At 62.3% G+C, this 24,808-nt stretch carries 27 protein-coding genes and 1 pseudogene; 14 read left to right on the top strand and 14 right to left on the bottom strand.

The window, feature by feature from the left end:
* Positions 1–130, bottom strand: a pseudogene (locus tag Q3Y53_RS09420) (photosystem II D2 protein (photosystem q(a) protein)); the annotation flags it as partial.
* Positions 131–261: 131 nt separating this feature from the next.
* Here Q3Y53_RS09420 and Q3Y53_RS09425 point away from each other — a divergent pair.
* Together Q3Y53_RS09425 and Q3Y53_RS09430 are read left to right on the top strand one after the other, a co-directional pair.
* The gene (locus tag Q3Y53_RS09425; RefSeq protein ID WP_115009215.1) at positions 262–798 is read left to right on the top strand and encodes a photosystem I assembly protein Ycf4; all 537 of its coding nucleotides are present in this window, start codon (positions 262–264) and stop codon (positions 796–798) included.
* 4 nt (positions 799–802) lie between these two features.
* On the top strand, positions 803–1,474 hold the full coding sequence (locus Q3Y53_RS09430; RefSeq protein WP_226424414.1) for a peptidylprolyl isomerase: 672 nt from the start codon (positions 803–805) through the stop codon (positions 1,472–1,474).
* Between the two features lie 2 nt (positions 1,475–1,476).
* On the opposite strand, the gene ilvN is transcribed toward Q3Y53_RS09430, so the two are convergent.
* A complete protein-coding gene (ilvN, locus tag Q3Y53_RS09435; RefSeq protein ID WP_226411007.1) occupies positions 1,477–2,007 on the bottom strand; it encodes an acetolactate synthase small subunit in 531 nt (176 codons plus the stop codon).
* A complete protein-coding gene (locus Q3Y53_RS09440) occupies positions 1,979–2,944 on the bottom strand; it encodes an alpha/beta fold hydrolase (protein WP_226424413.1) in 966 nt (321 codons plus the stop codon). Before Q3Y53_RS09440 ends, ilvN begins: the two co-directional genes overlap by 29 nt.
* A 37-nt stretch (positions 2,945–2,981) precedes the next feature.
* Between Q3Y53_RS09440 and Q3Y53_RS09445 the strand changes: the two genes are divergently transcribed.
* Genes Q3Y53_RS09445 through Q3Y53_RS09465 form a run of 5 tightly spaced genes read left to right on the top strand, consistent with a single transcriptional unit; the run spans position 2,982 to position 6,342 of the window.
* Positions 2,982–4,112: a N2,N2-dimethylguanosine tRNA methyltransferase gene (locus Q3Y53_RS09445; RefSeq protein WP_226424412.1), complete on the top strand. Its 1,131-nt coding sequence runs from the start codon at positions 2,982–2,984 to the stop codon at positions 4,110–4,112.
* Between the two features lie 28 nt (positions 4,113–4,140).
* Positions 4,141–4,242: a cytochrome b6-f complex subunit PetM gene (petM, locus tag Q3Y53_RS09450; protein WP_226424411.1), complete on the top strand. Its 102-nt coding sequence runs from the start codon at positions 4,141–4,143 to the stop codon at positions 4,240–4,242.
* A gap of 56 nt (positions 4,243–4,298) precedes the next feature.
* Positions 4,299–5,261 (top strand): NAD(P)H-binding protein, encoded by a 963-nt coding sequence (locus tag Q3Y53_RS09455; RefSeq protein WP_226424410.1) that lies wholly within the window; start codon positions 4,299–4,301, stop codon positions 5,259–5,261.
* A 53-nt stretch (positions 5,262–5,314) separates the two neighbouring features.
* Positions 5,315–5,530: a hypothetical protein gene (locus Q3Y53_RS09460; RefSeq protein WP_303535362.1), complete on the top strand. Its 216-nt coding sequence runs from the start codon at positions 5,315–5,317 to the stop codon at positions 5,528–5,530.
* Entirely contained in the window at positions 5,530–6,342 is an 813-nt protein-coding gene (locus Q3Y53_RS09465; RefSeq protein WP_226424409.1) for a methyltransferase domain-containing protein, read from the top strand. Before Q3Y53_RS09460 ends, Q3Y53_RS09465 begins: the two co-directional genes overlap by 1 nt.
* Here Q3Y53_RS09465 and Q3Y53_RS09470 read toward each other — a convergent pair.
* Complete coding sequence (locus tag Q3Y53_RS09470) at positions 6,290–6,937, bottom strand: pseudouridine synthase (RefSeq protein ID WP_303535364.1); 648 nt, start codon at positions 6,935–6,937, stop codon at positions 6,290–6,292. The two genes, Q3Y53_RS09465 and Q3Y53_RS09470, sit on opposite strands and share 53 nt — an antisense overlap.
* 200 nt (positions 6,938–7,137) lie before the next feature.
* Between Q3Y53_RS09470 and infA the strand changes: the two genes are divergently transcribed.
* A complete protein-coding gene (infA, locus tag Q3Y53_RS09475; protein WP_006041809.1) occupies positions 7,138–7,407 on the top strand; it encodes a translation initiation factor IF-1 in 270 nt (89 codons plus the stop codon).
* A gap of 12 nt (positions 7,408–7,419) precedes the next feature.
* Here infA and trxB read toward each other — a convergent pair whose 3' ends face one another.
* The 3 genes from trxB to Q3Y53_RS09490 all read right to left on the bottom strand — a co-directional run bounded on the left by trxB (position 7,420) and on the right by Q3Y53_RS09490 (position 10,705).
* Positions 7,420–8,802 carry a thioredoxin-disulfide reductase gene (trxB, locus tag Q3Y53_RS09480; protein WP_303535404.1) on the bottom strand — a complete coding sequence of 461 codons (1,383 nt, stop codon included), beginning with the start codon at positions 8,800–8,802 and terminating at the stop codon, positions 7,420–7,422.
* 106 nt (positions 8,803–8,908) lie between these two features.
* Positions 8,909–9,157, bottom strand: coding sequence for a hypothetical protein (locus Q3Y53_RS09485; protein ID WP_226399074.1), 249 nt, complete (start codon positions 9,155–9,157; stop codon positions 8,909–8,911).
* A gap of 96 nt (positions 9,158–9,253) precedes the next feature.
* Entirely contained in the window at positions 9,254–10,705 is a 1,452-nt protein-coding gene (locus Q3Y53_RS09490; RefSeq protein ID WP_303535767.1) for a DEAD/DEAH box helicase, read from the bottom strand.
* 45 nt (positions 10,706–10,750) lie between these two features.
* On the opposite strand from Q3Y53_RS09490, the gene Q3Y53_RS09495 reads away from it, so the two are divergent.
* Positions 10,751–10,984 (top strand): hypothetical protein, encoded by a 234-nt coding sequence (locus Q3Y53_RS09495; protein WP_303535409.1) that lies wholly within the window; start codon positions 10,751–10,753, stop codon positions 10,982–10,984.
* A gap of 34 nt (positions 10,985–11,018) precedes the next feature.
* On the opposite strand, the gene Q3Y53_RS09500 is transcribed toward Q3Y53_RS09495, so the two are convergent.
* Positions 11,019–11,597: an EF-1 guanine nucleotide exchange domain-containing protein gene (locus tag Q3Y53_RS09500; RefSeq protein ID WP_226424405.1), complete on the bottom strand. Its 579-nt coding sequence runs from the start codon at positions 11,595–11,597 to the stop codon at positions 11,019–11,021.
* 125 nt (positions 11,598–11,722) lie between these two features.
* Here Q3Y53_RS09500 and Q3Y53_RS09505 point away from each other — a divergent pair, with 125 nt between their 5' ends.
* From Q3Y53_RS09505 to Q3Y53_RS09520, 4 genes are read left to right on the top strand one after another with little or no spacing between them, the layout of a single operon-like run.
* Positions 11,723–12,862, top strand: coding sequence for a Re/Si-specific NAD(P)(+) transhydrogenase subunit alpha (locus tag Q3Y53_RS09505; RefSeq protein ID WP_303535412.1), 1,140 nt, complete (start codon positions 11,723–11,725; stop codon positions 12,860–12,862).
* Positions 12,862–13,158, top strand: a complete 297-nt coding sequence (locus tag Q3Y53_RS09510) for an NAD(P) transhydrogenase subunit alpha (protein ID WP_115025338.1) — start codon at positions 12,862–12,864, stop codon at positions 13,156–13,158. Before Q3Y53_RS09505 ends, Q3Y53_RS09510 begins: the two co-directional genes overlap by 1 nt.
* Positions 13,158–14,579, top strand: coding sequence for an NAD(P)(+) transhydrogenase (Re/Si-specific) subunit beta (locus tag Q3Y53_RS09515; protein WP_226424403.1), 1,422 nt, complete (start codon positions 13,158–13,160; stop codon positions 14,577–14,579). The genes Q3Y53_RS09510 and Q3Y53_RS09515 overlap by 1 nt, the downstream gene beginning before the upstream one ends.
* Positions 14,579–15,610: an alpha/beta fold hydrolase gene (locus Q3Y53_RS09520; RefSeq protein ID WP_303535417.1), complete on the top strand. Its 1,032-nt coding sequence runs from the start codon at positions 14,579–14,581 to the stop codon at positions 15,608–15,610. Before Q3Y53_RS09515 ends, Q3Y53_RS09520 begins: the two co-directional genes overlap by 1 nt.
* A 35-nt stretch (positions 15,611–15,645) precedes the next feature.
* Here the strand turns inward: Q3Y53_RS09520 and Q3Y53_RS09525 are convergent, their stop codons facing one another.
* From Q3Y53_RS09525 to Q3Y53_RS09535, 3 genes are all read right to left on the bottom strand, one after another.
* A complete protein-coding gene (locus Q3Y53_RS09525; RefSeq protein WP_303535419.1) occupies positions 15,646–16,641 on the bottom strand; it encodes a fatty acid desaturase in 996 nt (331 codons plus the stop codon).
* Positions 16,642–17,014: 373 nt separating this feature from the next.
* The gene (locus Q3Y53_RS09530; protein ID WP_226424400.1) at positions 17,015–17,377 is read right to left on the bottom strand and encodes a ferredoxin; all 363 of its coding nucleotides are present in this window, start codon (positions 17,375–17,377) and stop codon (positions 17,015–17,017) included.
* 2 nt (positions 17,378–17,379) lie between these two features.
* Positions 17,380–18,627, bottom strand: a complete 1,248-nt coding sequence (locus tag Q3Y53_RS09535; protein ID WP_303535769.1) for a 1-deoxy-D-xylulose-5-phosphate reductoisomerase — start codon at positions 18,625–18,627, stop codon at positions 17,380–17,382.
* A gap of 79 nt (positions 18,628–18,706) precedes the next feature.
* Between Q3Y53_RS09535 and Q3Y53_RS09540 the strand changes: the two genes are divergently transcribed.
* Positions 18,707–20,026 carry a sodium-dependent transporter gene (locus Q3Y53_RS09540; protein WP_226424398.1) on the top strand — a complete coding sequence of 440 codons (1,320 nt, stop codon included), beginning with the start codon at positions 18,707–18,709 and terminating at the stop codon, positions 20,024–20,026.
* A gap of 20 nt (positions 20,027–20,046) precedes the next feature.
* On the opposite strand, the gene Q3Y53_RS09545 is transcribed toward Q3Y53_RS09540, so the two are convergent.
* Genes Q3Y53_RS09545 through polA form a run of 3 tightly spaced genes read right to left on the bottom strand, consistent with a single transcriptional unit; the run spans position 20,047 to position 24,798 of the window.
* Positions 20,047–20,289 carry a hypothetical protein gene (locus Q3Y53_RS09545; protein ID WP_226424397.1) on the bottom strand — a complete coding sequence of 81 codons (243 nt, stop codon included), beginning with the start codon at positions 20,287–20,289 and terminating at the stop codon, positions 20,047–20,049.
* Between the two features lie 20 nt (positions 20,290–20,309).
* Positions 20,310–21,791: a cysteine--tRNA ligase gene (gene cysS / locus Q3Y53_RS09550; RefSeq protein ID WP_303535772.1), complete on the bottom strand. Its 1,482-nt coding sequence runs from the start codon at positions 21,789–21,791 to the stop codon at positions 20,310–20,312.
* 46 nt (positions 21,792–21,837) lie between these two features.
* Positions 21,838–24,798, bottom strand: a complete 2,961-nt coding sequence (polA, locus tag Q3Y53_RS09555) for a DNA polymerase I (protein ID WP_303535423.1) — start codon at positions 24,796–24,798, stop codon at positions 21,838–21,840.
* Between the last annotated feature and the right edge of the window lie 10 nt (positions 24,799–24,808).

A 24,808-nucleotide genomic window follows, 5' to 3' on the forward strand; every position in this document is an offset into this window, starting at 1 on the left:
GGTCGCGCTTGAGCCAGTCATCGAGGACGTCAAACCATCCCCGCTGTGGCGCGCGTCCTACAGCGATCGTCATGAGAGGTGAACGGTGCGGAAAGCCGCAGGCTGTGGGATACGCCGCGACCTTAACAATCTTCAAGCGACCTGCGGGGCTGATTTGCGTGAGCTGAAACCCGCTGTATCGCTCTGTTTCTTAGGGATTTTTTCCTATTCCGTCGTCGGAGCCATTCTGCGGTCACAATGGCGCTTCGTTCTAGCTGGGTCATGTCCGCAGCAGTGCTCGAGCAACCCGTGCTCGGCTCCCGTCGTCTCTCGAATTTTTTGGTGGCCTCTGCCGTCACGATCGGGGGCGTGGGCTTCCTCCTGGCTTCTCTCTCGAGCTACCTCGGTCGCGACCTGCTTCCTTTGGGGCATCCCGCTGCGCTGGTGTTTGTGCCGCAGGGGTTGGTGATGGGCTTGTACAGCCTTGCTGCGGCGTTGCTGGCCACCTACCTCTGGTATGTGATCGCTGTGAATGTTGGTGGCGGCAGCAATCGCTTTGATAAGGATGCCGGTGTAGTGACCATCAGCCGCCGCGGTTTCCGCAAACCCGTTCTGGTGGAAATTCCGCTCAAAGACGTCAAGGCGGTGAAGGTGGAGGTGCGTGACGGCTTCAATGCCCGACGCCGGGTCGCCCTGAGAATCCAAGGACGCCGTGACATGCCTCTCACCCGCGTTGGTGAACCGCTTCCCTTGGCGCAGCTGGAGAAGGACGGTGCTGAACTTGCCCGCTTCCTGGGCGTCAACCTTGAGGGCCTTTGATCCGATGCGTCGTCTTCGTTCCTTGACGCTGCTGCTGCTCATCCCGTTGTTGGTGAGTTGCAGTCCTTCCCCGCGTGCTTCGGTGGTGACGGGTTGTGCCGACGCTCAGGCGGCCTGCCTGCAGGGGCTGGCCACCGTCACCATGCAGACGAGCCAGGGCGAGTTCACGATTGAGGTGAACGGCGATGCCGCTCCCCTCACCTCCGGAAATTTCATTGATCTGGTGCGGCGCGGGACCTACGACGGAACGATGTTCCACCGCGTTGTTCGCGAGCCCGTCCCCTTCGTGGTGCAGGGGGGCGATCCGCAATCCAGTGATCGATCGGTTCCCCTGGGGCAGCTCGGTACCGGCAGTTTTGTGGATCCCGATAACGGTCAGGCGCGGATGATTCCGCTTGAGATCAAGTTCCGATCCGAGCCGCAGCCCCGTTACAGCCGGGTCAGTACCAATCCGGCTGAACTTGATGGTCTGGAGTTGCCCCATGAGCGTGGGGCGGTGGCCATGGCCCGCTCCCAGGCTCCTGATTCCGCCAGCGCCCAGTTCTACGTGGCATTGCGTCCCTTGCCGGAACTCGACGGTCGTTACGCGGTCTTCGGCCGTGTCGTGAATGGCATGGAAGTGGTTGATGCGATCCAGCAAGGAGATCGCATCACCAAGGCTGTATTAACTGAGTGAACTCAGGCCGGCACGCGGTTCTGGCTTGGGGACACTTTCAGCATTTCCGTGTTGACGCCTGAGGCTCGCTCAAGCGCAACCTTGCCGGTGCGCGCGATTTCGAGAATGCCGAAGGGGGCCATCAACCGTTCAAGGGCCACCAGCTTCCCGGGATCCCCAACCACTTCCAGGGTCAGGGCTTCATCGGCCACGTCTACAACCTTGGCCCTGAACACCTGAACGAGTTCGATCACGGCGCCCCGGGATGCTGCCGGTGCTGAAACTTTGAGCAGCATCAGCTCGCGCTCCACTGCTGGCCGCTGGGTCAGGTCGAGGACCTGAAGCACATTCACCAATTTGTCCAGCTGTTTGGTCATCTGCTGGAGCGTTTGGTCATCGCCCTCCACCACCATCGTCAGGCGCGACTGCCCTTCGGCTTCTGCTGGGCCGACGGCCAGGCTGTCGATGTTGAAGCCGCGTCGGGCGAAGAGTCCTGCGATCCGGCTCAGTGCGCCGGATTCGTCCTCAACCACCACCGAAAGGGTGTGTTTCATCGCCGCTGGTCGTCCCCTGCCGGTCTGGTCCTCCCAAGTTACGGTCCAGCCAGGGCAACAACACAGCCAGGAAGCGATCGGGCGCTTCGTCGTGGGGGCAATGACCGCAGTGATCCAGCACCTTCAGCTCGAGTTCAGAGTGGCTGGCGGCTACGGATTCCCCAATGGCTAGGGGCACAAATCGATCCTGACGGCCCCAGATCAGAAGCATGGGTGACCGCAGTTGTTCGAGCAGTGCAGGGGCTGTAGCGCCACGGGGACGGTTGGCCATGCCCAAGCTCATCCCCCTCAGGGCCCTGGCGGCTGTGGGGCGCCGGGCAGGGCGGGCAATCAGCTGCAGCAGCTCTGGGTCGGATTGGATCGATTGCCAATAGGCCCCCTGAAGCCCGGCTTTGAGTAAGCCAGTGCGCGCAATCAAGGGCACCACAAGCTCAAGCGGAAGCAAGTGCAGCACCAGTGCGAGCAGGCGCCGCTGCCAACGCCGCCGCCAGGGAGCCCGTCGTTTCGGCAGCGGTTGAATCAGGGCAGGGTCCGGCAGGGGCGCGGCGACCACCGCCCGCACCCGGTTCGGCGCTAACACCGCGGCGGTGAGCGCTGTTAGGCCCCCCAGGGAATTGCCGATCACCACCGCTGGCCCCTGCACCACCTGATCGAGGAATGCACACGCCTGCAGTGCCCAGAGCCGGTTATCCATCGGCCGCGCCGGCTGGGCGGATTGACCGAAACCCAGCAGGTCCAGGCTGTAGACCCGCCAGCCCTGATCAGCCAGGCGCGGCGCGCAGTGGCGCCAGTGTCCGCTGGCAGCGCCGAAACCGTGCAACAGCAGCAGGGCAGGGCCCGCTTCAGGGCCGCTGACCCGCCAGTGGCAGGGCCAGCCTCTCCACGTCCAGGAGCTCTGGACACCCCACTCGGCAGTCTGGACAGCAGCAGGCGGCACCCTTCTGACCTCAACCGATCATCACTATCGCGAAGGTTTGGCTGAGCTCAGCCTTGGCCCAGGCTTTTTCAGGTCCGAGTCGCGTCCGGCCCGGGACCTGTCGGTGTTGCTGGCCCGTCACCAGATCCTCCACGCCACGCAGCCCCTGCGCTGGCTTGATCTGATGGCCGGTTGCGGGATCCGGGCCCTGCGCTGGGGGTTGGAGGCGCTGGGCAACCCGTCCGTTGAGACACAGCTCTGGATCAACGATGGGGATCCAGATCGGCTGCCGCTGATCCAGGCCAATGTGCAGGGGCTGGAGTGTGCAACTCGGCTCACAGCAGATGCCGCAGACCTGCTGCTGCACCGGTCGATTGTTCAGCGCCACTGGTTCGATTTCATCGACCTTGATGCCTTCGGTTCTCCTGGGCCTCTGATTCAGCCGGCGCTCCAGGCCCTTCGCTTCGACGGCTTGTTGTTTCTGGCCTCCACGGATGGCCGGTCCCCCACCGGCCATGACCGGCCGGGCGCAATCCGCAGTCTTGGAGCCGCCGCTCGCGTCCACCCTTCCAGCTGGGAAATGGCCCTGCGTCAGCAGATCGGGCTGGTGGCGCGGCAAGCCTGGATGCTGGGGCGCGGACTGCAGCCGCTGTTCAGCTTCAGTGAAGGCCGCACCTTTCGTCTGGCCCTGCGCCTGCGGCGCCAGATTCCAGCGGGCGATGAACAGAAGCTTGGGCTGGTGGCCCGTTGCGAAAGCTGCGGTGCCCAACGGGTGCAGCCTCTGCTGAAGCTCAGCGGCTGGCCGGCCTGTGACTGCGCGGCTGGACAGGGGCGGTGGAGCATCAGCGGCCCGTTGTGGATTGGTCCCTTGCAGGAGCCGCAGCTTTTGCAGCAGCTGCTTGCCGATGCTCAGCAGCTGGGGAGTCAGCAAATCAGCCCCGCCACGCTTCGGCTGATGCAGCGCCTGCAGGCGGATCCCGGCGATCGCCCCACGGTCTGGCCCACCGATGAGCTGGCCCGGCGGCTGGGCATCGGCGGGCCGCCAGCGCTGAGGCCATTGGTGAAGGCGCTCCAGGCCGCGGGCTATCGCGCCAGTGCAAGCGGCGTCATGGCAGGGCAGGTGCGAACCGATGCTGAATTACCGAAGCTGTTACAGATCTGCACCAGCCTGCGGGGGGAAGGGATTTAAATGGGCGGGTGATCGCTTTGCCCAGACCATGGCTGCTGAGATTTTTGGAACTGCTGCGATCTTCTGGGTGTTGATTCCCATCGGCCTCGCTGGCGGTGCTCTGCTGCTGAAACTGCAGGGCGAAGACTGAAGCAGTCGCTTCGAAGCTGGGCCCATTAGGCTCCCCTCTTCGTAAGGAAGGCGCCGATGCAAGTGCTTGTGGTGGGTGGCACGGGCACCCTGGGACGACAGATCGCCCGTCGTGCTCTTGATGCCGGCCACCAGGTGCGCTGCATGGTGCGGACCCCTCGTAAAGCTGCCTTCCTGCAGGAATGGGGTTGTGAACTGACCCGGGGTGACCTGTTGGAGCCCGACAGCCTCGATTACGCCCTCGAGGGCATGGATGCGGTGATCGATGCATCCACCAGTCGCCCCAACGACCCCCGCAGTATTTACGAAACGGATTGGGACGGAAAACTCAATCTGCTTCATGCCTGTGATCGAGCAGGGTTGAAGCGTTTTGTCTTTCTCTCCTTGCTGGGCGCCCATCAGCACCGCGACGTTCCCTTGATGGACATCAAGGCCTGCACGGAGAAACTGCTGGAGTCGTCGGATCTCGACTACACGATCCTTCAGGGTGCTGCCTTCATGCAGGGGGTGATCAGTCAGTTCGCCATTCCTGTTCTGGAGAGCCAGACCGTGTGGGTCAGTGGCAGCCCCACGGCCATTGCCTACATGAACACTCAGGACATGGCCCGCTTCGCCGTTGCGGCACTCGAGCGTGAGGAAACCGTGCGGGGCACTTACCCCGTTGTTGGCCCCAAGGCCTGGAACACCGGTGAACTGGTGCAGCTCTGTGAACGCTGCAGTGGCAGGACGGCCCGCGTGTTTCGGGTGCAGCCCTTCCTGATCAACCTGATGCAGGGGGTGGCCTCCTTCTTTGAACCTGCCGTCAACGTGGCGGAGCGGTTGGCTTTTGCGGAGGTCACCGGTAGCGGTCAGACCCTGGATGCCCCCATGCAAAACAGCTATGCCGCCTTCGGTCTTGAGGCCTCGGAAACCACGGACATGGAGGCCTACATCGGTGAGTACTACGACACGATCCTGAAGCGCCTGCGCGAGATGGAAGCCGATCTCGACAAGGACGCGAAGAAAAAGCTGCCCTTCTGAGCCTTGATCCCTCTTGGTTCTTTTGTACTATCGCCTCAATTGATCCTTTTCTGATGGCTGTCGCTCAGCTCAAAAATCTGCAGCGGCGTCTGCAGTTGTTGTCGGATGAGGCGGAACAGGGCCTCAACCGCGTTTGCGGCCATGAGCTGTGGAAGTCGGTGGGTCCTGATGCGGTGGATGCTATGGCGGATCCCGACCGACGGGCCGAGGCCAACTACTGGTATGGCCAGTGGAATGTTGTGCGTGAGCTGCAGGAGGCAATCGGCTGATGGCGGAGTCGTGCTGTTCGTCCCCAGTGCCGCAGTCTCTGGATCAAACCCAGGCGGTTGAAGCCCGCTATGGAGCTGCTGCCCAAGAGCAGGAAGCCTGCCTTTGCACCCCGGTCGGCTTCGACCCTGCCCTGCTCAGGGTGATTCCGGAAGCTGTTATTGAGCGTGATTACGGCTGTGGTGATCCCACCCGTTGGGTGAAGCAGGGGGACCGCGTGCTCGATCTGGGGAGCGGCAGCGGCAAAAACGCCTTCATTTGCAGCCAAATTGTCGGGCCATCCGGCAGTGTCACCGGTGTGGATCGCAACGCCGACATGCTGGCCCTGTCGCGAGAGGCGATCCCGGTTGTTGCCTCAGCCGTGGGCTTCGACAACGTCTGTTTTGTTGATGGAGCCATCGAAGCCCTGGATGCCCCCACGGCTTCAGGTGAACCCCTGATCGCTGACGGTTCGATCGAAGTGGTGCTGAGCAACTGTGTGCTCAACCTGGTGAATCCATCGGCGCGGGACAGGCTCCTTGCCAACATTCGCCGGGTCCTGGCCCCCGGTGGTCGCGTCGCTATCAGCGACATCGTTTGCGATCAAGTGGTGCCACTGCGTTTGCAGCAAGACCCTGATCTCTGGAGCGGCTGCATCAGCGGCGCCTGGCAAGAGCAGGCCTTCCTGGAGGCATTCGAAGCTCTTGGCTTTGAGCAGGTTCGCTACGCCGATCGCAGCGAGCAGCCCTGGCGTGTGGTTGAGGGTATTGAATTCCGGGCGGTCACCCTCGTCGGCGCCCTCCCCGCCGAGGCCCAGCGCTCGAGCTGCTTCTGATCAGGCGGTTCAGCCGTTCCTGTTCGGCGGCAGTCACCGCACGCCAAGTACCGGGTTGAAGGCCCGCTAGGTCCAGCGGTGGACCGTTGTCCATCAAGTCGATGCAGCAGCGCACCAAACGCAACGTTGGCAGGCCAACAGCCGCTGTCATTCGGCGCACTTGCCGGTTGCGTCCCTCGGTGAGGGACAGCTGTAGCCAACTTGTGGGAATCGCAGCGCGGTAACGAATTGGAGGGGTTCTGTTGGGCAACTGCGGTTGCTCCTGACCCTGAAGCCATTGCGCCTTCGCTGGCAAGGTGCGGCGACCCTGAACCACAACCCCATCGCGAAGCTGTTGCAGTTGATCGGTATTGGGGGTTCCTTCCACCTGTGCCCAGTAGCTGCGCCGGTGGCCAAAGCGAGGGTCAGTGAGGCGCTGTTGCAGTCGGCCGTTGCTGGTGAGGATGAGCAGCCCCTCGCTGTCGGCGTCGAGCCGTCCTGCGGCATACACCTCCGGCACATCAACAAAGTCGCTCAGGCAACGCCAGCGGCTTCCCTCCTCCGGCGTGAATTGACTCAAAACCCCGAAAGGTTTGTTCAGCAGCAGCGTCGTCAAGTCAGCTTGCGTTTTCGCGCATCCTCCACAGGTTGACCACGCCGATGGAGATCAGCAGCAGGCCGAGATCCAGGCTCAACGGGGGGAGAATCACGGCAGTGGGTGTGTGTCGGCGTTGGAGCCTAAGGGCTGTGTTCTCTCTGCGGTGTGCAAGTGGCCTTCTAAACTGACTCCAGCAAGACAGAACTGGCCACCAGCGCATGATCGAAACCTCGGGCGTGATCGAGAAGGAACAGGGAAACGGGTTCTATCTGGTCACCCTCGAGCAGCCTGCTGGTCACCAATGTCTCTGCAGAGCCGCTGGAAAGCTCACCAAGTTCCGGATCAAATTGCTCGCTGGTGACAAGGTGCTTGTGGAGATCAGCCCCTACGACCTCACCCGCGGCCGAATCACCTACCGCGAGCGCAACGCTGGCGCCCCCGGCGGTCGTCCCGGCGGTAATCGCCCCGGTGGTCCCCGCCGTCGCTGAGAGCCGCTGCCCTCAGACGGCAGCCTGAAGACAAGCTTCAATCGCAGCTTTGAACTCACTGCGTTGCTTCACGCCGCGCCACTGTTTCACCATGGCCTTGTTGTGGAAGAGCTGCACCGTGGGTGTGCCGTTGACTCCGGCCTGTTCGGCAATCTCTTGATCCGCTTCGATGTCGATGACAACGGCTTGGGCGGATCCACCAAGTTCTTGAATCACCCGCTGCAGTTGGGGCTTCAGTACGTGGCAAGGTCCGCAGCTGGGTGAGGTGTAAATCACCAGCAGAGGCTTTGAGCTGTCGTGATACAGCTTGCGCAGGGCAAAGCTTCCCTTCTGCCACTGAGCTTGGGGGTCGTAGGTGGCTTCTGTGGTCACATCCACATTCACAGGACGTTCCGCCACCGCCGGCTCCACTTCCTCACGCTGCACCCGGGTAGCCAGGTTGTGGTGACTCAGCCAGCGCTCTGCTGCCAAGGCCGCTTTGCACCCACTGCCAGCTGCGGTGATGCCCTGTCGCCATTCGGCATCGGCCACATCACCGGCCGCGAAGACGCCTTCCATGGACGTTTCCGGCCGTCCCGTTTCCGTTTTCAGATAACCCTTCCCGTCCAGATCCAGTTGCCCCTGAAGCAGATCGGTGTTGGGGGTATGTCCGATGGCATAGAAGAGTCCTTTGACCGAGAGGGTGGTTGAGCTGCCCTTAATGCGATTGAGCAGGGTCATCGACTGCATCCAGTCGTCCCCGCTCACGTCGTCGATTTCGCTGTTCCAGTGCACCGTGATCGCGTCGTTGGCCAACACCCGATCAGCCATGGCGGCGCTGGCGCGGAGTTTGTCGGAGCGCACCACCAGATGCACATGGCTTCCGTATTTGGTCAGGTACACCGCCTCTTCACAGGCGGAGTCGCCGCCGCCCACCACGGCGAGTTCCTCGTTACGGAACTGCGGTGTGGCGCCGTCACAGATCGCGCAGGCGCTGATGCCCTTGCTCCAGAAGGTTTCTTCCGAGGGAAGTTGGAGGCGGTTGGCACTGGCTCCGGTGGCAATCACCAGGGCGTGGGTGCGGATGGTCTGACCTTCGACCTCAATGCGATAGGGCCTGGCGCTGAGATCAATGCCGTCGGCATCTGCTTCCAGCAGGTGGGTGCCCCACCGCACCGCCTGGGACTTCATCAAGTCCATCAGGTCGGGCCCGAGCACACCATCAGGGAAGCCCGGAAAATTTTCAACATGGGTGGTGGTCATCAACTGGCCGCCAGGGATGCCGCCGCGTTGAAATCCAGTGATCAGCAGTGGTTGCAGGTTGGCCCGTGCTGCGTAGATGGCAGCTGTGTAACCGGCTGGTCCTGAGCCAACGATGACCAGATTTTCGATGCGATCCGTACCGGCTTGACCCACCGCTTAAGCGAACTGACTATGAGTTAAATCTAAAGCCCTGCCGGAGCCTGCGCGAGAAAAGGCTTGAAGACGAATGAATGCGATTCAGAAGAATTTAAGAAAAGATTCAGATTTCAACTTGTGAGTCGTTCGATGTGGGGTCGTGAATCGGGCGTCGTTTGCTTGGGTTGCGCGGAACTGCCAAAACATTGGCCTCAAGCATCTCCACGTTTTCGCCAATGCATGTGATCCATTCGCAGAATTCTTGCGTTATCGCATAACTGTCTTCATAGCGCTCTTCCTTGTCCAGCACTGCGATGCGAGTGGATGCCCAGCCCGTTGCAACGACGATCCGGCGTTCCATTGCAGCATCCATGATTGTCTCCTCGATGTTGATCAGGTTGGCGGATCGGGGGCCCCATTCGGCCGTCCATTTGCACAAATTCGCATTTTCCTCTGGCCAATGCTGTGCTCAGCGCTGCAAAAAAGCGGGCAATTCCGGCGTTTTCAGCCGGATGACAGCGCCGGCTCCGTCCTCCACCGCTTCCAGGGGAAGGCTTGGTCCGCGCCAGGCTCCAACCCCCGGCTGCTCGTCCTCGGCCTCCTGCTCAAGAGGGCGAAGCACGTAGGGCTCCGCCACCGACCATGAGCGGGCGTAGTCCATCAGCAGTGGGTCCGCTGGAGCAAAGACGAAGGAGGCTTCCCTGGGAATGGCTTCGCGGGCGGCCAGTTCGGGGGTCATCCGCACGGCTCGGGTGATGCCCTGCACAAAACGGCTTCGGGTCACCACGGTGGTCAGGTAGGCCACCACCCGCAGGCGTGGTGCATCAAAACCTTCCGCGCACATGTCGATGCTCACCAGCCAATCGGCGTTACCGCTTTGGAAGGCGTTCAAGCGTTCCGTTGCTTGGGGGCTCTGGGAATGGATCAACTCCACCCGGTTGCCGTCGTCAATCAACACTCGGCTGATGGCCTCGGCGTGGCTGATGTCGCGGGCGATCACAAGGCCAGCAGCCTTCGGCTGCCGCTCGCGCAACTGATTCAGCTTCTGCTGGGCGCGCAGCAGAACCTGCTGGCCAATGCTGCTGCTGTCGGCCAGGCGGATGGCGCGACGCAGGTTGCGCGCGCGCCAGCTTTCCCGTTGTTCAGCCGATAGGGGCGAAACGTCGCGGTCGGGTTGTCCTTCGCGGCTGTGTTCCACCCAGCCGTCCTGAAAGCGGAACTCCAGGGGGCGCACATCCCCTGCGGCGATCAAGTCCCTGGGTTCAACGCAGAGGTCCGGACGGATTTGCTCAACCCACCCACCGTCATCCAGCCGCACGCGCATGCGCCGGGCGGCGCAGAACGCCAGGTTGTCGGCACGAAAGGGGGTGCCCGTGAGCCCTAGGCGCAGCCGCAGGCTGCTGGTGATCTCCAGAAAGGTCTGCCCCCAGGCGGTGGCGTCCGGCTCGTCGGGATCAACGCCGAGATGGTGGGCCTCATCGGCGATCGCCATGCAGGCGCTCAGGTCCCATTGCGCGAGCCGTGCCCCCAGAGCCTCACGCTGGCGACCGGCACCCTGATAGGTCACCAACAAACCATCGGCTCCCTGGCTTTGCTCCGGCGGGCAGGGCCACTCCTCCAGCCGCAAGTCAAGACGCGCCGCGGCGGTTTTCCACTGATTGAGGATTGAGGTTCGGTGGCAAAAGACCACGAAATGGTCCAGCCGGCCTTGATCGCGCATGGCCCGGAATCCCAGCAAGGCCCCGAGGGTTTTGCCTGCCCCTGGGCCTGCAAACACCAACAGGTCGCGGCTGCTGCCCTCAAGCTCGAGCCTGCGCCGCAGCAGCTGGATCAGCTGTTGCTGCCACTGCCGGGGTTGGACGGTGGAGCGGCTGAGCTCGGCTTTGTGCGTTCCCGGGAGGTTGAAGCTGACGGCTGAGATATCACCTCTTGGGAAGATGAGTCTTTTTAACCATTCTTTTGCGCTGTGGCATCTCTACTGTCCGGCCATCAGCCCCATCGGGATCGGGTCCCGCCCATCGCCATGGCCCAACGTCGTTTTTTCAGCAGCCCCCTCGACCAGCAGCGCGACCAACTCGATGGCTGCTGGGAACTCGATTGCGACATCGATCCGTTGATTATTCGGGCACGCGTCATGCACCGCCGCGGCGAGGTGAACTGGGCCGTCGGCCTCGAACAGGAAGTGCTGCCGATCGTTTGATCTGGCAGCACGTCATGACTCATGAGCGCTTGGTTCAGAGCGCTTCGGCGTGGTTGACCACCAGGTGCTCCACCTCCATCAAGGCCTCTTCCGAGGCGGTGCGGGCGGCGGTGAAATCCCCATTGGCTGAATCCAGCAGCTGTTGAGCGAGCCGATCAAGCAGCTCTTCTTTCCGTTCCTCAAGCATCGCCACGATTTCGGTTTCCACCAGGGTGCGCACCGCCTTGATGCGTAGGTCATCGTTTTCCGCTTCCGCGAAGGTTCCCTGCACGAGTTCCTGGATGAACAGGCGGTGCACTTCACTGCTGCGCAAGAAGCTTTCCGTGGCGTTGATCATCCCGTCCACCAGAGTGCGATCGGGCTCGCTTTCGCCGTCATTGAGCTTGAACTCCCAGTCGAGATGTCGCCGCTGCCAGCCGGCTGTATGCAGGCTCGGCATCACGCTTTGCGAGAAGGTGTCGACGGAGATTTCATAGATCCGCTCCGCCAGCCGTTCACACCAGCCTTTGCCGTGCAACTGGAGGGTGGACTGCATGGTTTCCCGTTCGACGGCATGGCCACCGTGGTGGCTGTGACAGAGGCCGTCGGGACACTCGATTGCGCTGAGACCCATGGGGAGCACAGAGGGTGCACTTCACGTAGCAAGAACGACAGAAGCTCTGTGCGTTCTTCAGGAAGTTTCCTCGATCTCGAGAAGGCGACCTTCTACCCTTGCTCGGGTCGGTGGTTGTGTTCGTCTTGCCCAGACTTGTTATACCGGTGGAGTCGACACCGGGAGAAACCCGTGTCGCGGCAACACCGGACACGGTCAAGAAATTTATTTCGTTGGGCTGCAGCGTCTCAGTCGAACGCGGAGCCGGTACCTCCTCCGGATACCTTGATGAGGCCTACGCGCAGCAGGGCGCGGATCTCATTGAGTCGGGAGACACGTCGGCCTGGAACCAGGCAGACGTTCTGCTCTGCGTTCAAACCCCGAGTGCATCCACTCTGGGCCGCCTTCGCCAGGGAGCGCTGGTGGTCGGTCTGCTCTCCCCCTACGCCAACGAAGAGCTGACGGCCGCCCTGAAGCGCAGCGGCCTCTCCGCCATGGCGCTCGAACTTTTGCCCCGGATCAGCCGGGCGCAGTCTGCTGATGCGCTGTCCTCGCAGGCCAACATCGCTGGCTACAAGTCGGTGCTGCTGGCCTCCGCCGCGCTGGACCGTTACTTCCCGATGCTGATGACGGCGGCGGGCACCGTTCAGCCGGCCAAGGTGGTGATTCTCGGAGCCGGTGTGGCAGGGCTGCAGGCGGTGGCCACAGCGCGCCGTTTGGGTGCAGTGGTGTATGTCAGTGACATCAGACCGGCGGTGAAAGAACAGGTCGAATCCCTGGGAGCTCGTTTCATCGAGCCCCCAGAGCTGGAGGAGAAGCCTGCGGAATCCGGTGGCTATGCCAAACAGGCTTCCGACGCCTTCCTGGCGGCCCAGCGTCAGCAGCTGTCGGATCAGCTGGCCGAGGCCGACGTGGCCATCTGCACCGCCCAGGTGCCGGGCCGTCGCGCTCCGCGTCTGATCAGTGAAGACATGCTTGATCGGATGCGCCCCGGCGCGGTGGTGGTTGACCTGGCCGTAGCCCAGGGCGGCAACTGTGCCGACACCGTTCCGGGTCAGACCGTGGATCGCAAGGGCGTGAAGCTGATCGGTGGCAACGATCTGCCCTGCAGCGTTCCCAATCACGCCAGTGCGCTTTACGCCCGCAACCTTGTGGCTCTGCTGGAGCCCACCTTGAAAGACGGCATTCTCAGCCTCGATCCCGAGGATGAACTCATCGCCGGTTGTCTGATTGCCCAGGACGGCACCATCCGTCGTGGCGATGTCCTTACCCCAGGTTCCAACTGATGTTTGTTGAATTCCTCTGGGTTCTCCTGCTTGGCAGCCTGCTTGGGCTGGAGTTGATCGGCAAGGTCCCCCCCACCCTGCACACTCCCTTGATGAGTGGTGCCAATGCCATCTCGGGCATCACCGTTTTGGCAGCGCTCACCGCCATCATCAAGGCTGGCGATAACACCGTGGTGTTGTTGCTGGGTTCCGTTTCGCTGGGCTTTGCCCTGTTCAACGTGATCGGGGGCTTCCTCGTGACCGATCGCATGCTGGCCATGTTCAGCCGCAAGCCTGCTCGTAAGGAGAACCGCTGATGACTGACCTTCTCAAATACGCGATCGAGCTGGTTGCGGTTCTGTTGCTGGCACTCGGCATCAAGGGTCTCTCCAAGGTGCGTTCCGCCCGGGGTGCAAACCAGCTTGCCGCTCTGGCCATGGGCCTTGCGGTGTTTGGTCTGTTGCTCAACTACCTCGGCACCAGCGGCATCAGCATCGCCGCCTGGACCTGGATCATTGCTGGAACGTTGGTGGGGGGTGTGCTCGGTGCCATCACCGCCCAACGGGTGCCGATGACGTCGATGCCGGAGACGGTTGCCCTCTTCAACGGCTGCGGTGGCATGTCGTCGCTGCTGGTGGCCTTAGCTGCGGCGCTTTACCCGGCGGTCCTTGATGCGGCAGGCCCAGTGGCCGTGGTGTCGATCGTTGTCTCCGTGTTCGTGGGTGCGATCACCTTCACTGGTTCGATCGTTGCCATGGCCAAGCTGCAGGGTTGGCTGTCCACGCCGACCTGGATGCAGAGCAAGGCTCGCCATGCCGTGAACATCGCGCTGGCGGTGGCATCCCTGGTGGGTGCTGTTGAGATGCTGCGCAACGCTGATTCGAGCACCGGCCTCTGGCTGGTGGTGGTGGCCTCCGGCCTGCTGGGGATCGGGGTGACGCTGCCGATCGGCGGCGCCGACATGCCCGTGGTGATTTCCCTACTGAACAGCTATTCCGGAGTGGCTGCGGCTGCTGCCGGTTTCGTGGTGGGCAGCCAGTTGTTGATCGTGGCCGGAGCCATGGTTGGTGCTGCGGGCTTGATCCTCACCCAGGTGATGTGCAATGGCATGAACCGTTCCCTGGTGTCTGTGCTGTTTGGTGGCGCCCTCGGGGCCACGGCGGCCACCGGTGGTGGCGGTGGTGAATACACCAACATCACCAGTTGCAGTGTTGAAGAATGCGCCCTCACCCTTGAGGCTGCTGAACGGGTGGTGATTGTTCCGGGCTACGGCTTGGCCGTGGCTCAGGCGCAACACACGCTCAGGGAAGTGACTCGGGTGCTCGAAAGTGCTGGCATCGATGTTGCCTACGCCATTCACCCGGTGGCCGGCCGCATGCCGGGTCACATGAACGTGCTGCTGGCTGAGGCGGATGTGCCCTACGAGCAGCTTCAGGAGATGGATCAAATCAATCCCGAGTTCCCCGCAACCGATGTGGTGTTGGTGCTGGGTGCCAATGATGTGGTCAATCCCCAGGCCAAGAGCGACCCCAATTCGCCGCTCTACGGCATGCCCGTTCTGGATGTGCAGGACGCCCGCACGGTGTTCGTGGTGAAACGGGGCATGAGCGCTGGTTACTCCGGCATCAAGAACGATCTGTTCGAGTTAGCCAACACCTCGATGTTGTTTGGTGATGCCAAGAAGGTGCTCGGCGATCTCCTGGTGGAACTCAAGGATCTGGGCCTGGGCAAGAAGTGATGGAGCGCGGCGTGGATAACCCCCAGCTGCGCGAGCGGCTGGGGGTTCCGTCGTTTGAGCAGCGCTGGCCCTGGTTCGGTGGTGACCTGCAAACCCTCCGCGACACCCTGCGTGAGGTGGATCTTCCCCACGATCAAGGGGTTCCGATCGAAATTCCCGTGCCAGCCCTTCCCAGTGGAGCTGCGGCTGCAGGGTCTTTGCTTGCCCTGCTCGATCAGCCGGAAGGGGACGCCAGAGGTTTGGTTCTCCTGCTCCATGGCCTGGGGGGATCCAGTTCTCGGGAAGGTCTGAGGCGGATGGGGGTAGCGCTGCAAGCCGCGGGTTTCGCCGTTTTGCGGCTGAATCTGCGCGGTGCTGATCCAGGCCGGCATTTGGCGGGTGGCACCTACGCAGCGCGCTGCAACAGCGATCTGCTGCCGGTGATTGCCCGGGCGCGCATGTTGGCGGCGGGTCGACCGCTGCTGGGGGCGGGCATCTCCCTGGGCGGCACGATGCTGCTCAATGCTGCTCTGGCCTCGCCCGGCGTGCTTGATGGCCTCTTCTGTGCCAGCAGTCCCCTGGATCTGGCCGCCTGCAGCGCCTCGATCGAGCGACCGCGCAATCGGGTCTACCAACGCTGGCTGCTCAAGCGGTTGGTGCGTCAGACCTTGGCGGATCCCTTTGGTGTGAGCGATGAAGAGCAGGTCACGCTGCAAGCAACGCCCCCTCGTTCGATCCGTGATTTCGACAGTGCCGTGACGGCTCCCCGCTGGGGGTTTGCGGATGTGGAGGCTTACTACCGCGAAGCCTCACCCCTGCAGCATCTGGTGCCTGCCTGCAAAGCGATGCCGCCCACCTTGCTGCTGCAGGCTCTGGATGATCCCTGGGTTCCTGCGTCCTCTGCGATGGATCTCGCTGAGGTGCTGCCGCCGGATGCTGCGATTCGCACGTTGTTCACATCTCGGGGAGGGCATAACGGCTTCCATGGCCGTGACGGCTGCTGGGGAGATCAGCTGGCGGCGGCCTGGCTCAGGGATGTTGTTGCTGGCTAAGCCGTGATCCCCTCTGGATGCAAGCCTTCTGCTCTTCAGTAGTAGAACGCTTGATCGGTTGGGTTCTGGTAAACAGCTCCACCGCAGCGTGTTGCAATCCTCCACAGTGCTTTGTGGATCGGGGTTGAGTCGTAGCGCACCAGCTCAGGGAACTTCTGCCTCAGAACTTGAGTTCCTCGCCAGGCGTTGTAATGCGGAATCGATGAATTGACGTGATGGCACACATGGGTTGAGCCGATTCCGTGGTGCAGCAGGTTGAGGATTGGCCCGTAGGGACGATCAACCGTTTGTAGTGCTCCCTTCGACCAACTCCAGGTCTCGTTGGAGAAGTGAGGGATGTCTGCATTCGTGTGCTGCAACCAGGTGTAGGTCGTCAGCCACATGTTGATCACCAGGTAAGGCAGGCCGTAGACGCACAGCACCCGGAGCAGGGAAAACTGCACTGAGGCGATGATCAAAAGGGCAACCATGGCGAGCAATCCGAGATTGGATCGCACCATCCACTTGCCGAATGAATTCGGGAAAAGGCGGCGTTTGCCGTTGAAATTCCGCTTGCGATTCCAAAAATGAGAGGTGGGGGAGTCGTAATCTTCGCCGCCAGTGGCGCCCAGAAAGAGATAGAGCTGCCAGCCAATCACAAGGTGATTGAAGAGAGAAATGATCCCGAAGAGTGTGGGATTCATATCCCTCTTGAGCCGCTCGGTGGTTCGTCCCATCGGTGATGTTGACCGTGGCGGGACGTGGGTTTCTCCTTGCTCCAGGTGATTGCAGTGGGCGTGATGCACTGCATGGCTATGGGCCCAGCTGTAGTAAGGCACAAGCAAAATGCTGTGAAGCACAAAACCCACAACGCCTTCAATTCGGCGGTTGGGGTGGAAAGCGTGATGTCCGCATTCATGGGCGATCACCCAGCAGCCCATCGCGATCGTGCCGGTGATCACGCCGTAGAGGAGCCAGAGGGGTGCGGCGACTGCAGAGAGCGGAAGTCGGGTTCCAATGCCAACGGCCAGCAGCGAAAGGCCAACGGACATGGCCAGACTCGACCATGACTTCGCCGGGCTCAACTTGGAGAGCTCTGCAGGCAAAGCGCTTAGCAGCTCAGCTTTGCTGGGATAGGAGATTGAATCAGCGCTGTCTTCAGGGGCTGTATTTGCTGGTCGGATCGATGTTGCAAATGCCAAATGGAAGCCTCAAGACAAGCGCTCATTGATTGGCGCTTAAGAATTTCATCATAATTGTTTGGGCTGCGGTCCGTGGAAGCCGTGGTGCTGAAGGGGGCTAAAGGCAATTGTGTTGATTTTGTTGTTCAGAATTCAGTCTGAATTTCAAGCCCCTTGGCTCGAGGGGCTATTTCTGAGACATGGATTGAGCCTTTCGGCATCGCTTTATGGGGTTTTGTGGGGATTAAATCTTGCCTGCAGGGAGATCGTTGTTTTTCTCGAAAGGTGTTCTTTTTAAAACCCATTCTTCGACAGGTTGTTGGCCAATAATGTGCTGTTCAATGATTCTTTTGATCCGGTCCGGTGAAACATCCGCGTACCAAATCCCGTCTGGCCAGACCAAAAGAATGGGTCCTCGTTCGCACACCCTGAGGCAGTCCGCTTTGCTGCGCAGAACAATCCCCTCCGGGCGCTCCGTGTTTTCGAGATTCAGTTCACGAACAACGCTCTTCAGTTCATTCCAGGTTTGTGCCCCAAGCGCTGAATCGCAGCATTTGGCTTTGGTGGCGGTTGCGCAGAGCAGGAGGTGATGGCTGACCCGTTGCATGCCTAAGCGGCGAGCGCTCCCATGGGCAAACGGGTGACACCACGGTCCACCTGTTCCCGCACGGCGGTTCGCGCCCACTGATCCACCCGCAGCACGTCGTCCAATTGGGGCTGGGCCATCAGATCGGGTTTATGCCGCTCGCAGGCGGCCTCGATCACCGTGGGGATGTCGAGGAAGTGAATCTTCTCCTCGAGGAACTGCGCCACGGCTTCCTCGTTGGCAGCATTCATCACCGCAGGCATGGTGCCGCCTGCGCGTCCAGCGGCGTAGGCCAACTCCATGCAGGGGTACTTGGCGGGATCGGGGGCCCGGAAGGTGAGCTGACCAACTTCCGTGAGATCCAGTCGCCGCCATGGCGTCTCCAGGCGTGACGGCCAGCTGAGGCAGTAGAGGATGGGTAGCTTCATGTCGGGCCAGCCCAGCTGGGCCAGCACAGAGGAATCCGCCAGCTCGATCATCGAATGGATGATGCTCTGGGGATGGATCACGATCTCGATGTGGTCGTAATCCAGACCGAACAGGTAATGGGCTTCGATCACCTCCAGACCCTTGTTCATCAAGGAGGCGGAATCCACGGTGATCTTGCGGCCCATGCTCCAGTTGGGATGACTGGTGGCATCGGCCACGGTGGCCTTTTCAAGGTCGGCGGCTGTCCAGTCGCGGAATGCGCCGCCAGAGGCTGTGAGCTGAATCCGGCGCAGACCTGGCGTGGGTATGCCGGTGGACAAGCGTGCGTTTTCAGCCCAGGGGGTTCCCTGCAGGCACTGGAAAATCGCCGAGTGTTCTGAATCCGCCGGCAGCAGTCGGCTGCCGCTCTTCTTCAGCTCCGGCAGCACCACGGGCCCGGCCGCAATCAGCGTTTCCTTGTTGGCCAGGGCCAGATCTTTGCCGGCGCGGATCGCCGCCAGGGTCGGCAACAGTCCAGCGCAACCAACAATGCCCGTCACCACGAGGTCGGCGCTGTCCCAGGCCGCAGCAACGTTGAGGCCGTCAGCACCTCCCACCAGCTGGGGTGCATCGGTGCCTGAAACGCCAGCGTCCTTCAGACGCTCCTGCAGTTCGGGCAGGAGATCGGCATCCGCCAGGGCCACCACCTCAGGGCGATGCCTCTGGACTTGTTCAACCAAAAGCTTCAGGTTGCGGCCGGCCGTGAGGGCCACAACCCGGAACTGCTCTGGAAACTCCTCAGCGATCTGAAGGGTCTGGGTGCCGATGGAACCGGTGGATCCCAGCACGCTGATGGCTTTCATGCTGTTCCGGCAGTTGCGACAAGTCTCCCACCAGGACCGTTGAACGCTGGCAAGCTGGCGCACAGCTTGTGGAGCGCGCATGGCGAAGGAACAGTGGCGATCGGGACTGGGTTTTGTCCTGGCGGCTGCGGGCAGTGCCGTGGGTCTGGGCAATCTCTGGGGTTTTGCCTACCGCGCCTCCCAGGGAGGTGGCGGCGCATTCCTGCTGCTTTACGTGGTGATTGTGCTGTTGGTCTGCCTGCCGGTGCTGGTGGCTGAAATGGTGCTGGGGCGCAGCACCGGCCAAAGCCCCTTGCTCGCGCCAGTCGCGGCAGCCGGTCGCCGTTGGCAGCCCATGGGCTGGCTGTTCGTCTTAGCGGCCAGTGGAATCCTGGCCTTCTATGCCGTGTTGATGGGGTGGACCGGGGCGACGCTGGTGCAGACCCTCACTCAGGGACTTCCGGCGGATATCGCCTCGGCGGAAGCCTTTTTCGCCGGCCTCAGTGGCGGCCGCTCCGCCTTGATCGGCCAGCTGCTCAGCCTGGTGGCGACCGCTGCTGTGGTGGCCGCCGGCGTACGTGGAGGCATTGAGCGGTTGTCCCGTTGGGGGCTGCCGCTGTTGTTTGTGCTGCTGATTGGTCTCGCGGTTTGGGCCGCTGGTCTTGATGGAGCCTCCGAGGGCTATCGCACGTTCCTGCTCCGCTGGGACAACAGTCAGCTTCACGACCCCACCACGGTTCGCAATGCCTTCACCCAGGCCTTCTTCTCGATTGGCACCGGTATCGGCTGCATCCTGGCCTACTCGGCCTACCTGAGTCGGCGCGCTCACCTGCCACGGGAAGCCGTGGCGGTGGTGGGGATGGACACTGCTGTCGGATTGCTGGCCGGCATGGTCACCTTCCCCGTGGTGATGAGCTTTGGCCTCCAGGATGTGATCAGTGGCTCCACCCTGGGCACGATCTTCATCGCTCTGCCCACGGGACTCGGCTCGCTTGGCGCCACAGGTCAGCTTGTGGCAGTGCTCTTTTTCGCGCTGGCCCTGATTGCTGCGATCACCTCAGCGGTGTCGCTGCTGGAGGTGCCGGTGGCGTGTTTGATCGATCGACTGGGGTGGAGCCGGTCCCGGGCCGTTTGGGTGTCCACGGCGTTGATCTTTGTGGCGGGTCTTCCAGCGGCCACCTCGATGGAGGTTCTCGGCTGGATGGATTCCGTGTTTGGGGGCCTGTTGCTGATTCTGGGGGGCTTGCTCCTGGCCTTGTTGCTGGGTTGGGTGCTTCCAGCTCGTTTTCAAGAGGAGCTCAGCCATTCGGGGAGCCCGATCTGGCTGCAGCGCTTTTTGCTGGTGATGCTGCGCTGGATTTCGCCGCCGGTGATCACTGTTGGTCTGGTGATCAGCGTGATTGATCTGATCCCCAGCTGAAGGATTCGCTTCGCCAGTGCCTACGGCTGATCCGAAGAATTGAGCATGGATTCCATCTTGCGGATCCTGACAAGCATCTTGTCCCAGACCTCCGCTTTCCAGGCTTGCTCCGCATCGCCACTGGATTCAGCCAACTGCTTCTGAGCCGCGAGCTTCGCCTCGAGATCCTCGCCGGCATCCAGGGCCTTCATCAGCTCCATCTCGAGCTTGGCGGTTTCCATGAAGTTGAGCTTCTTCAGCCAGAGCATGGGGAGCGACAGCATTGGGGTTCAGTCTGCCGGGATCAGGCGCGGATCCACTCCGTCACCCCGCCGGGTTTGTCGATCAGCTCCACCCCTTGGGCGGCGAGCTCATCCCGGATCCGGTCGGCCTCCGCAAAATCCTTCGCCGCTTTCGCTGCCTTGCGCGCCGCGATGGCTGCATCAATGGCGCCGTCGTCGAGGCTGGTGGCAGCTTCCGCTTCCGCGCGCAGTCCCAGTACTGCCGCCAGGTGTCGCAATAGCTGCCAACGCCCCTCCAGACCCTTCAACTCCGGCTCAGGCAGGGCGGCGTCTTCCCCCCGTTCCAGCCGGTTGGCGAGGGCCCGCAGGGGCTTGGCCAGATCGAACAGCACGGCCAGTCCTCCCGAGCTGTTGAGGTCATCGTCCATGGCGCTGATGAAGCGTTGTTCGAGCTCCACCAGAGCGGTCTCGACTGGACCTCCATCGGCGGTCATAGCCCCCTCTGTGAGCGGTGCGGCGGTGCTCCAGCCGAGGTTGTCGCCTTGGCGATCGCCAAGGCTCAGGGCTGCATTCAGCCCCTTCCAGCCAGTGGCTGCGGCCTCAAGGGCTTCGGCGGTGAAATCAAGTGGTTTGCGGTAGTGAGCCTGCAGCACAAACAGACGCAGGGTCATCGCCGAGACGCCGCTTTCCAGCAGCGCACGGATGGTGGTGAAGTTGCCGAGCGACTTGCTCATCTTCTGCCCGCCCACATTGACCATGCCGTTGTGCATCCACACCCGGGCCAGGTCCTGACCAGTGGCGGCTTCGGATTGGGCGATTTCGTTTTCATGGTGCGGGAACACCAGGTCGGCTCCACCCAGGTGGATGTCGATCGTGTCGCCGAGTTCCGCCCGCACCATGGCTGAGCATTCGATGTGCCAGCCGGGGCGTCCCTCACCCCAGGGGGAGGGGAAGCTGGGTTCTCCGGGTTTGGCCCCTTTCCAGAGCGCGAAATCGAAGGGGTGCTGCTTGCGGGCCTCTTCGGCATCGGCCACGCGCCCGGCGGCGTTGTCCTGCTGTTCGCTCAGATCCCGTCCGCTGAGCTTGCCGTAACCGGCATGCTTCATCACCGCGAAATACACATCCCCCTCAGCGCTGTAGGCCGCTCCCTTGGCTTCCAGTTCTCCGATTAGTGCGCGGATGCCATCCAGGCACTGGGTGGCGCGGGGCATCCGGTCGGGCCGCAGGATCCCCAGGGCGTCCATGTCCTGGTGGAAGGAGGCAATGTTTCGCTCGCTGACCTCAGTCATCGAGGAGTTCTCCTCGCCGGCCCGTTTGAGGATTTTGTCGTCGATGTCGGTGAAGTTCTGAACGAAGGTCACCTCGAGACCGCGCCAGATCAGATAACGCCGCAGCACATCCCAGTTGATGTAGCTGCGGGCATGGCCCAGGTGGCAGAGGTCATAGACCGTCACGCCACAGCAATAGATGCTGGCCTTCCCCGGGGTTAGGGGTGTGAACGGCTCGGTGCGGCGGGTGAGGGTGTTGGTGAGCCGCAGGGACACAGCCATTCAGAAGCTGCGGCTGAGGCTACGGCCTGTTCGGCTGCGTTTATTTCGCCTCCATCCAGTTCGCGCCGACGCCGGTCTCCACCACCAAGGGAACACTCAGCTCGACGGCCTGTTCCATGGTTTTCACTACCAGCTCTCGCGTGGCGTCCAGGGCGTCCGGTGCCACCTCGAGCACCAGTTCGTCGTGCACCTGCAGCAGCAGTTGGGTCGGTAGGCCCTGACGTTGCAGGGCGTCTTGAAGCTGCACCATCGCCACTTTGATGATGTCGGCACTCGACCCCTGAATCGGGGCGTTGGCAGCCGCCCGCAGTTGCTGCGCCTCCATGCCACCGCGGCGGGCCACATCCAGGTCGATCTCCAATGGGTCTTTGCCCAGCAGCCGGCCCAGGCCGTTGCGATCGAAGTGGAATGGGCGCCGGCGGCCGAGAATGGTTTCCACGTAGCCGCGGCTGAGGGCGAGCCGCTCCTGCAGTTCGAGGAAGGCGAACACCTTCGGGTAGCGCTGTTTGTACTTGGCTAAAAACTCCTTGGCTTCGCTCTGGCTTACGCCGGTTTCCCGGGCGAAGCGCTGGGCTCCCATGCCGTAGATCACACCGAAGTTGATGGTTTTGCCGAGCCGACGCTCGTCCGGACTGACCTCGTCTTTGTCCAGCAGCAGCCTGGCTGTCAGCGCGTGCACGTCATCGCCGCTGCGGTAGGCCTCCTGCAGCACCTCTTCGCCCGAGAGGTGGGTGAGGATGCGCAGTTCGATCTGGGAGTAGTCGGCGCTGAGCAGCGTCCAGCCCTCTTGGGGCAGGAAGGCCTTGCGGATGCGCCGGCTGTACTCGGTGCGCACGGGGATGTTCTGCAGGTTGGGGTTGCTGCTGCTCAGGCGCCCGGTGGCCGTCACCGCTTGGTTGAAATCGGTGTGCACCCGCCCGGTTTCCGCCTCCACCAGCTGCGGCAAGGCGTCGATGTAAGTGCTCTTGAGCTTGCTGAGCACCCGGTGCTCCAACACCAGGGGTACCACCGGGTGGTCGTTGCCGAGTTTCTCCAGCACGGTGGCGTCGGTGCTGAAGCCGGTTTTGGTTCGGCGGGATTTCTTGCGATCCAGGCCAAGGGTGTCGAACAGCAGCTCCCCCAGCTGCTTGGGCGAGGCAAGGTTGAACTCCACTCCGGCGGCTGCTTTCGCGTCGGATTCCAGTCTCTGCAGGGTGGTGCCCATCTCCTCGGAAAGGCTCTGTAGATAGGGCACATCAATGCGGATGCCAGTGGATTCCATCCGGGCCAGCACCGGTTCCAGCGGCTGCTCCACCTGCTCCAGCAGCGGCAGCAGTTGGGGGCCCATGGTCTCCAGTTGACGGCGCAGCAGCAGGGCGAGGCGGCGGGTGACGTGCACGTCCATGCCGCAGTACAGGCTGGCGGGCTCCAGCGGCACATCGGCGAAGGTTTGCTTCTTGCCCACCAGATCGGTGAAGGCGGTGGGCTGGAAGCCGAATTCACGTTCGGCCATCAGCTCCAGGCCATGTTTGGCTGCGGCATCGCGCAGGTAATCGGCCAGCAGCGTGTCGATCACCACGCCCTCCAGGGCAACGCCATGCCGCAACAGGATCAAGCGGTCGTATTTGGCGTTCTGCAGGGTCTTGGGGTGGTTGCTGCTGGCCAGCCATGGAGCCAGGGCGGTGAGCACGGTTTCCAACGGAAGCTGCTCCGGGCTGCTGTCTTCGCTGCCTTTGTGGCCCAGGGGGATGTAGGCGAGCGCATCCAGGGCCTCTCCCCAGCAGAGGCCGATGCCCACCAGTTCAGCGCGGAACGGGTTGAGGTCGGTGGTCTCGGTGTCGAAGGCGACAGGCATGTCGCTGTCGGTGCAGGCCATCAGCTTCTGCACCAACGCGTCCAGGGCCGTCTCGGTCTGGATCAGCTGCGGTTTCAGGGCTGGCAGCCCCACGTCGTCATTGGTTGCCGGCTCGGTTGCGGCCTCGACAGCGGGTTGTTCCGAGCTGGCTGCGCGGCGGGTGGTCTTGGCGGCAGCAGCCTCCGCATTGGCCCCATAGCCCCCTTCCGAAAAGGCCGCCACAAAGCTCCCCACCTGGCGCAGCAGGCTGTTGAGCTCGAGGTCTTCCAGGCAGCTGCTCAGGCCATCAGCATCCACCGACGACAACGGCAGGCTGGGTTCCTTGGGCAGGGGAACATCCACGAGAATCTCGGCCAGCTTGAGGGAGAGGTAGGCGTTGTCGCGGTCGGCGCGCAGCTTTCCTTTCAATGCACCTTTGATGGCTCCCCGACTGGCTTTCGGCCCTTCCGCTTCCACCTGCTCGAGGGTGGCGTACACCGCATCGAGGTCGCTGTTGTCCTTCAGCAGGTTGATGGCTGTTTTCGGGCCAACACCACGCACGCCGGGGATGTTGTCGGAGCTGTCACCGGTGAGGGCCTTGAGGTCCACCACCTTGTCGGGCATGACGCCGAGCTTGCCGAGCACCCCCTCTTCGCGGATCAGCGTTGGGCCACTGCTTTTGGCGTAGGGCCCCCCGCCCATATAGAGCACCGCGATGTCGCGGCTGTCATCCACCAGCTGGAACAGGTCGCGGTCGCCCGAGAGGATCCGGACGCCCCATCCCGAGTCGGCCGCTCGGTTCGCAAGGGTTCCCAGCACATCGTCGGCTTCGTAGCCCGGTGCCATGCAGAGGGGGAGCTGCAGGTGCGTTTCGAGGATCTGCTGCAGCTGTTCGAGGTCCTGGAAGAACACCTCAGGCGCCACATCCCGATGGGCCTTGTAGTTGGCGTCAGCCTTGTGGCGAAAGGTGGGTTCGGCCGTGTCGAAGGCGATGGCAACACCTTCGGGCTTCAGGGATTTGCTGTTCTCCAGCAGGGCTTTGAGAAAGCCATAAGTCACGCTGGTGGGCCGGCCGTCTTTGGTCGCCAGACCCCCTTCCCCTCCTTTGCTGAAGGCGTAGAAGCTGCGGAATGCCAGGGAATGGCCATCCACAAGCAGCAGGAGGGGCTTGGCGGTGGCCTCGGGCATGACTTTGGTG

The sequence above is a fragment of the Synechococcus sp. YX-04-1 genome, assembly GCF_030546365.1.
Classification (GTDB): Bacteria; Cyanobacteriota; Cyanobacteriia; order PCC-6307; family Cyanobiaceae; genus Parasynechococcus.

Bases quoted from the DNA above. Each gene is read 5' to 3' on its own strand.
- Q3Y53_RS09545 (WP_226424397.1), bottom strand. From the start codon at position 20,289: ATGCTGTCGCTCCCCATGCTCTGGCTGAAGAAGCTCAACTTCATGGAA.
- Q3Y53_RS09430 (WP_226424414.1), top strand. From the start codon at position 803: ATGCGTCGTCTTCGTTCCTTGACGCTGCTGCTGCTCATCCCGTTGTTG.
- Q3Y53_RS09535 (WP_303535769.1), bottom strand. From the start codon at position 18,627: ATGAAAGCCATCAGCGTGCTGGGATCCACCGGTTCCATCGGCACCCAG.
- Q3Y53_RS09525 (WP_303535419.1), bottom strand. From the start codon at position 16,641: ATGTCCGTTGGCCTTTCGCTGCTGGCCGTTGGCATTGGAACCCGACTT.
- Q3Y53_RS09510 (WP_115025338.1), top strand. From the start codon at position 12,862: ATGTTTGTTGAATTCCTCTGGGTTCTCCTGCTTGGCAGCCTGCTTGGG.
- Q3Y53_RS09515 (WP_226424403.1), top strand. From the start codon at position 13,158: ATGACTGACCTTCTCAAATACGCGATCGAGCTGGTTGCGGTTCTGTTG.
- Q3Y53_RS09425 (WP_115009215.1), top strand. From the start codon at position 262: ATGTCCGCAGCAGTGCTCGAGCAACCCGTGCTCGGCTCCCGTCGTCTC.
- Q3Y53_RS09500 (WP_226424405.1), bottom strand. From the start codon at position 11,597: ATGGGTCTCAGCGCAATCGAGTGTCCCGACGGCCTCTGTCACAGCCAC.
- Q3Y53_RS09530 (WP_226424400.1), bottom strand. From the start codon at position 17,377: ATGCAACGGGTCAGCCATCACCTCCTGCTCTGCGCAACCGCCACCAAA.
- polA (WP_303535423.1), bottom strand. From the start codon at position 24,798: ATGCCCGAGGCCACCGCCAAGCCCCTCCTGCTGCTTGTGGATGGCCAT.
- Q3Y53_RS09520 (WP_303535417.1), top strand. From the start codon at position 14,579: ATGGAGCGCGGCGTGGATAACCCCCAGCTGCGCGAGCGGCTGGGGGTT.
- Q3Y53_RS09455 (WP_226424410.1), top strand. From the start codon at position 4,299: ATGCAAGTGCTTGTGGTGGGTGGCACGGGCACCCTGGGACGACAGATC.
- Q3Y53_RS09465 (WP_226424409.1), top strand. From the start codon at position 5,530: ATGGCGGAGTCGTGCTGTTCGTCCCCAGTGCCGCAGTCTCTGGATCAA.
- ilvN (WP_226411007.1), bottom strand. From the start codon at position 2,007: ATGAAACACACCCTTTCGGTGGTGGTTGAGGACGAATCCGGCGCACTG.
- Q3Y53_RS09485 (WP_226399074.1), bottom strand. From the start codon at position 9,157: ATGGATGCTGCAATGGAACGCCGGATCGTCGTTGCAACGGGCTGGGCA.
- Q3Y53_RS09540 (WP_226424398.1), top strand. From the start codon at position 18,707: ATGGCGAAGGAACAGTGGCGATCGGGACTGGGTTTTGTCCTGGCGGCT.
- petM (WP_226424411.1), top strand. From the start codon at position 4,141: ATGGCTGCTGAGATTTTTGGAACTGCTGCGATCTTCTGGGTGTTGATT.
- Q3Y53_RS09460 (WP_303535362.1), top strand. From the start codon at position 5,315: ATGGCTGTCGCTCAGCTCAAAAATCTGCAGCGGCGTCTGCAGTTGTTG.
- infA (WP_006041809.1), top strand. From the start codon at position 7,138: ATGATCGAAACCTCGGGCGTGATCGAGAAGGAACAGGGAAACGGGTTC.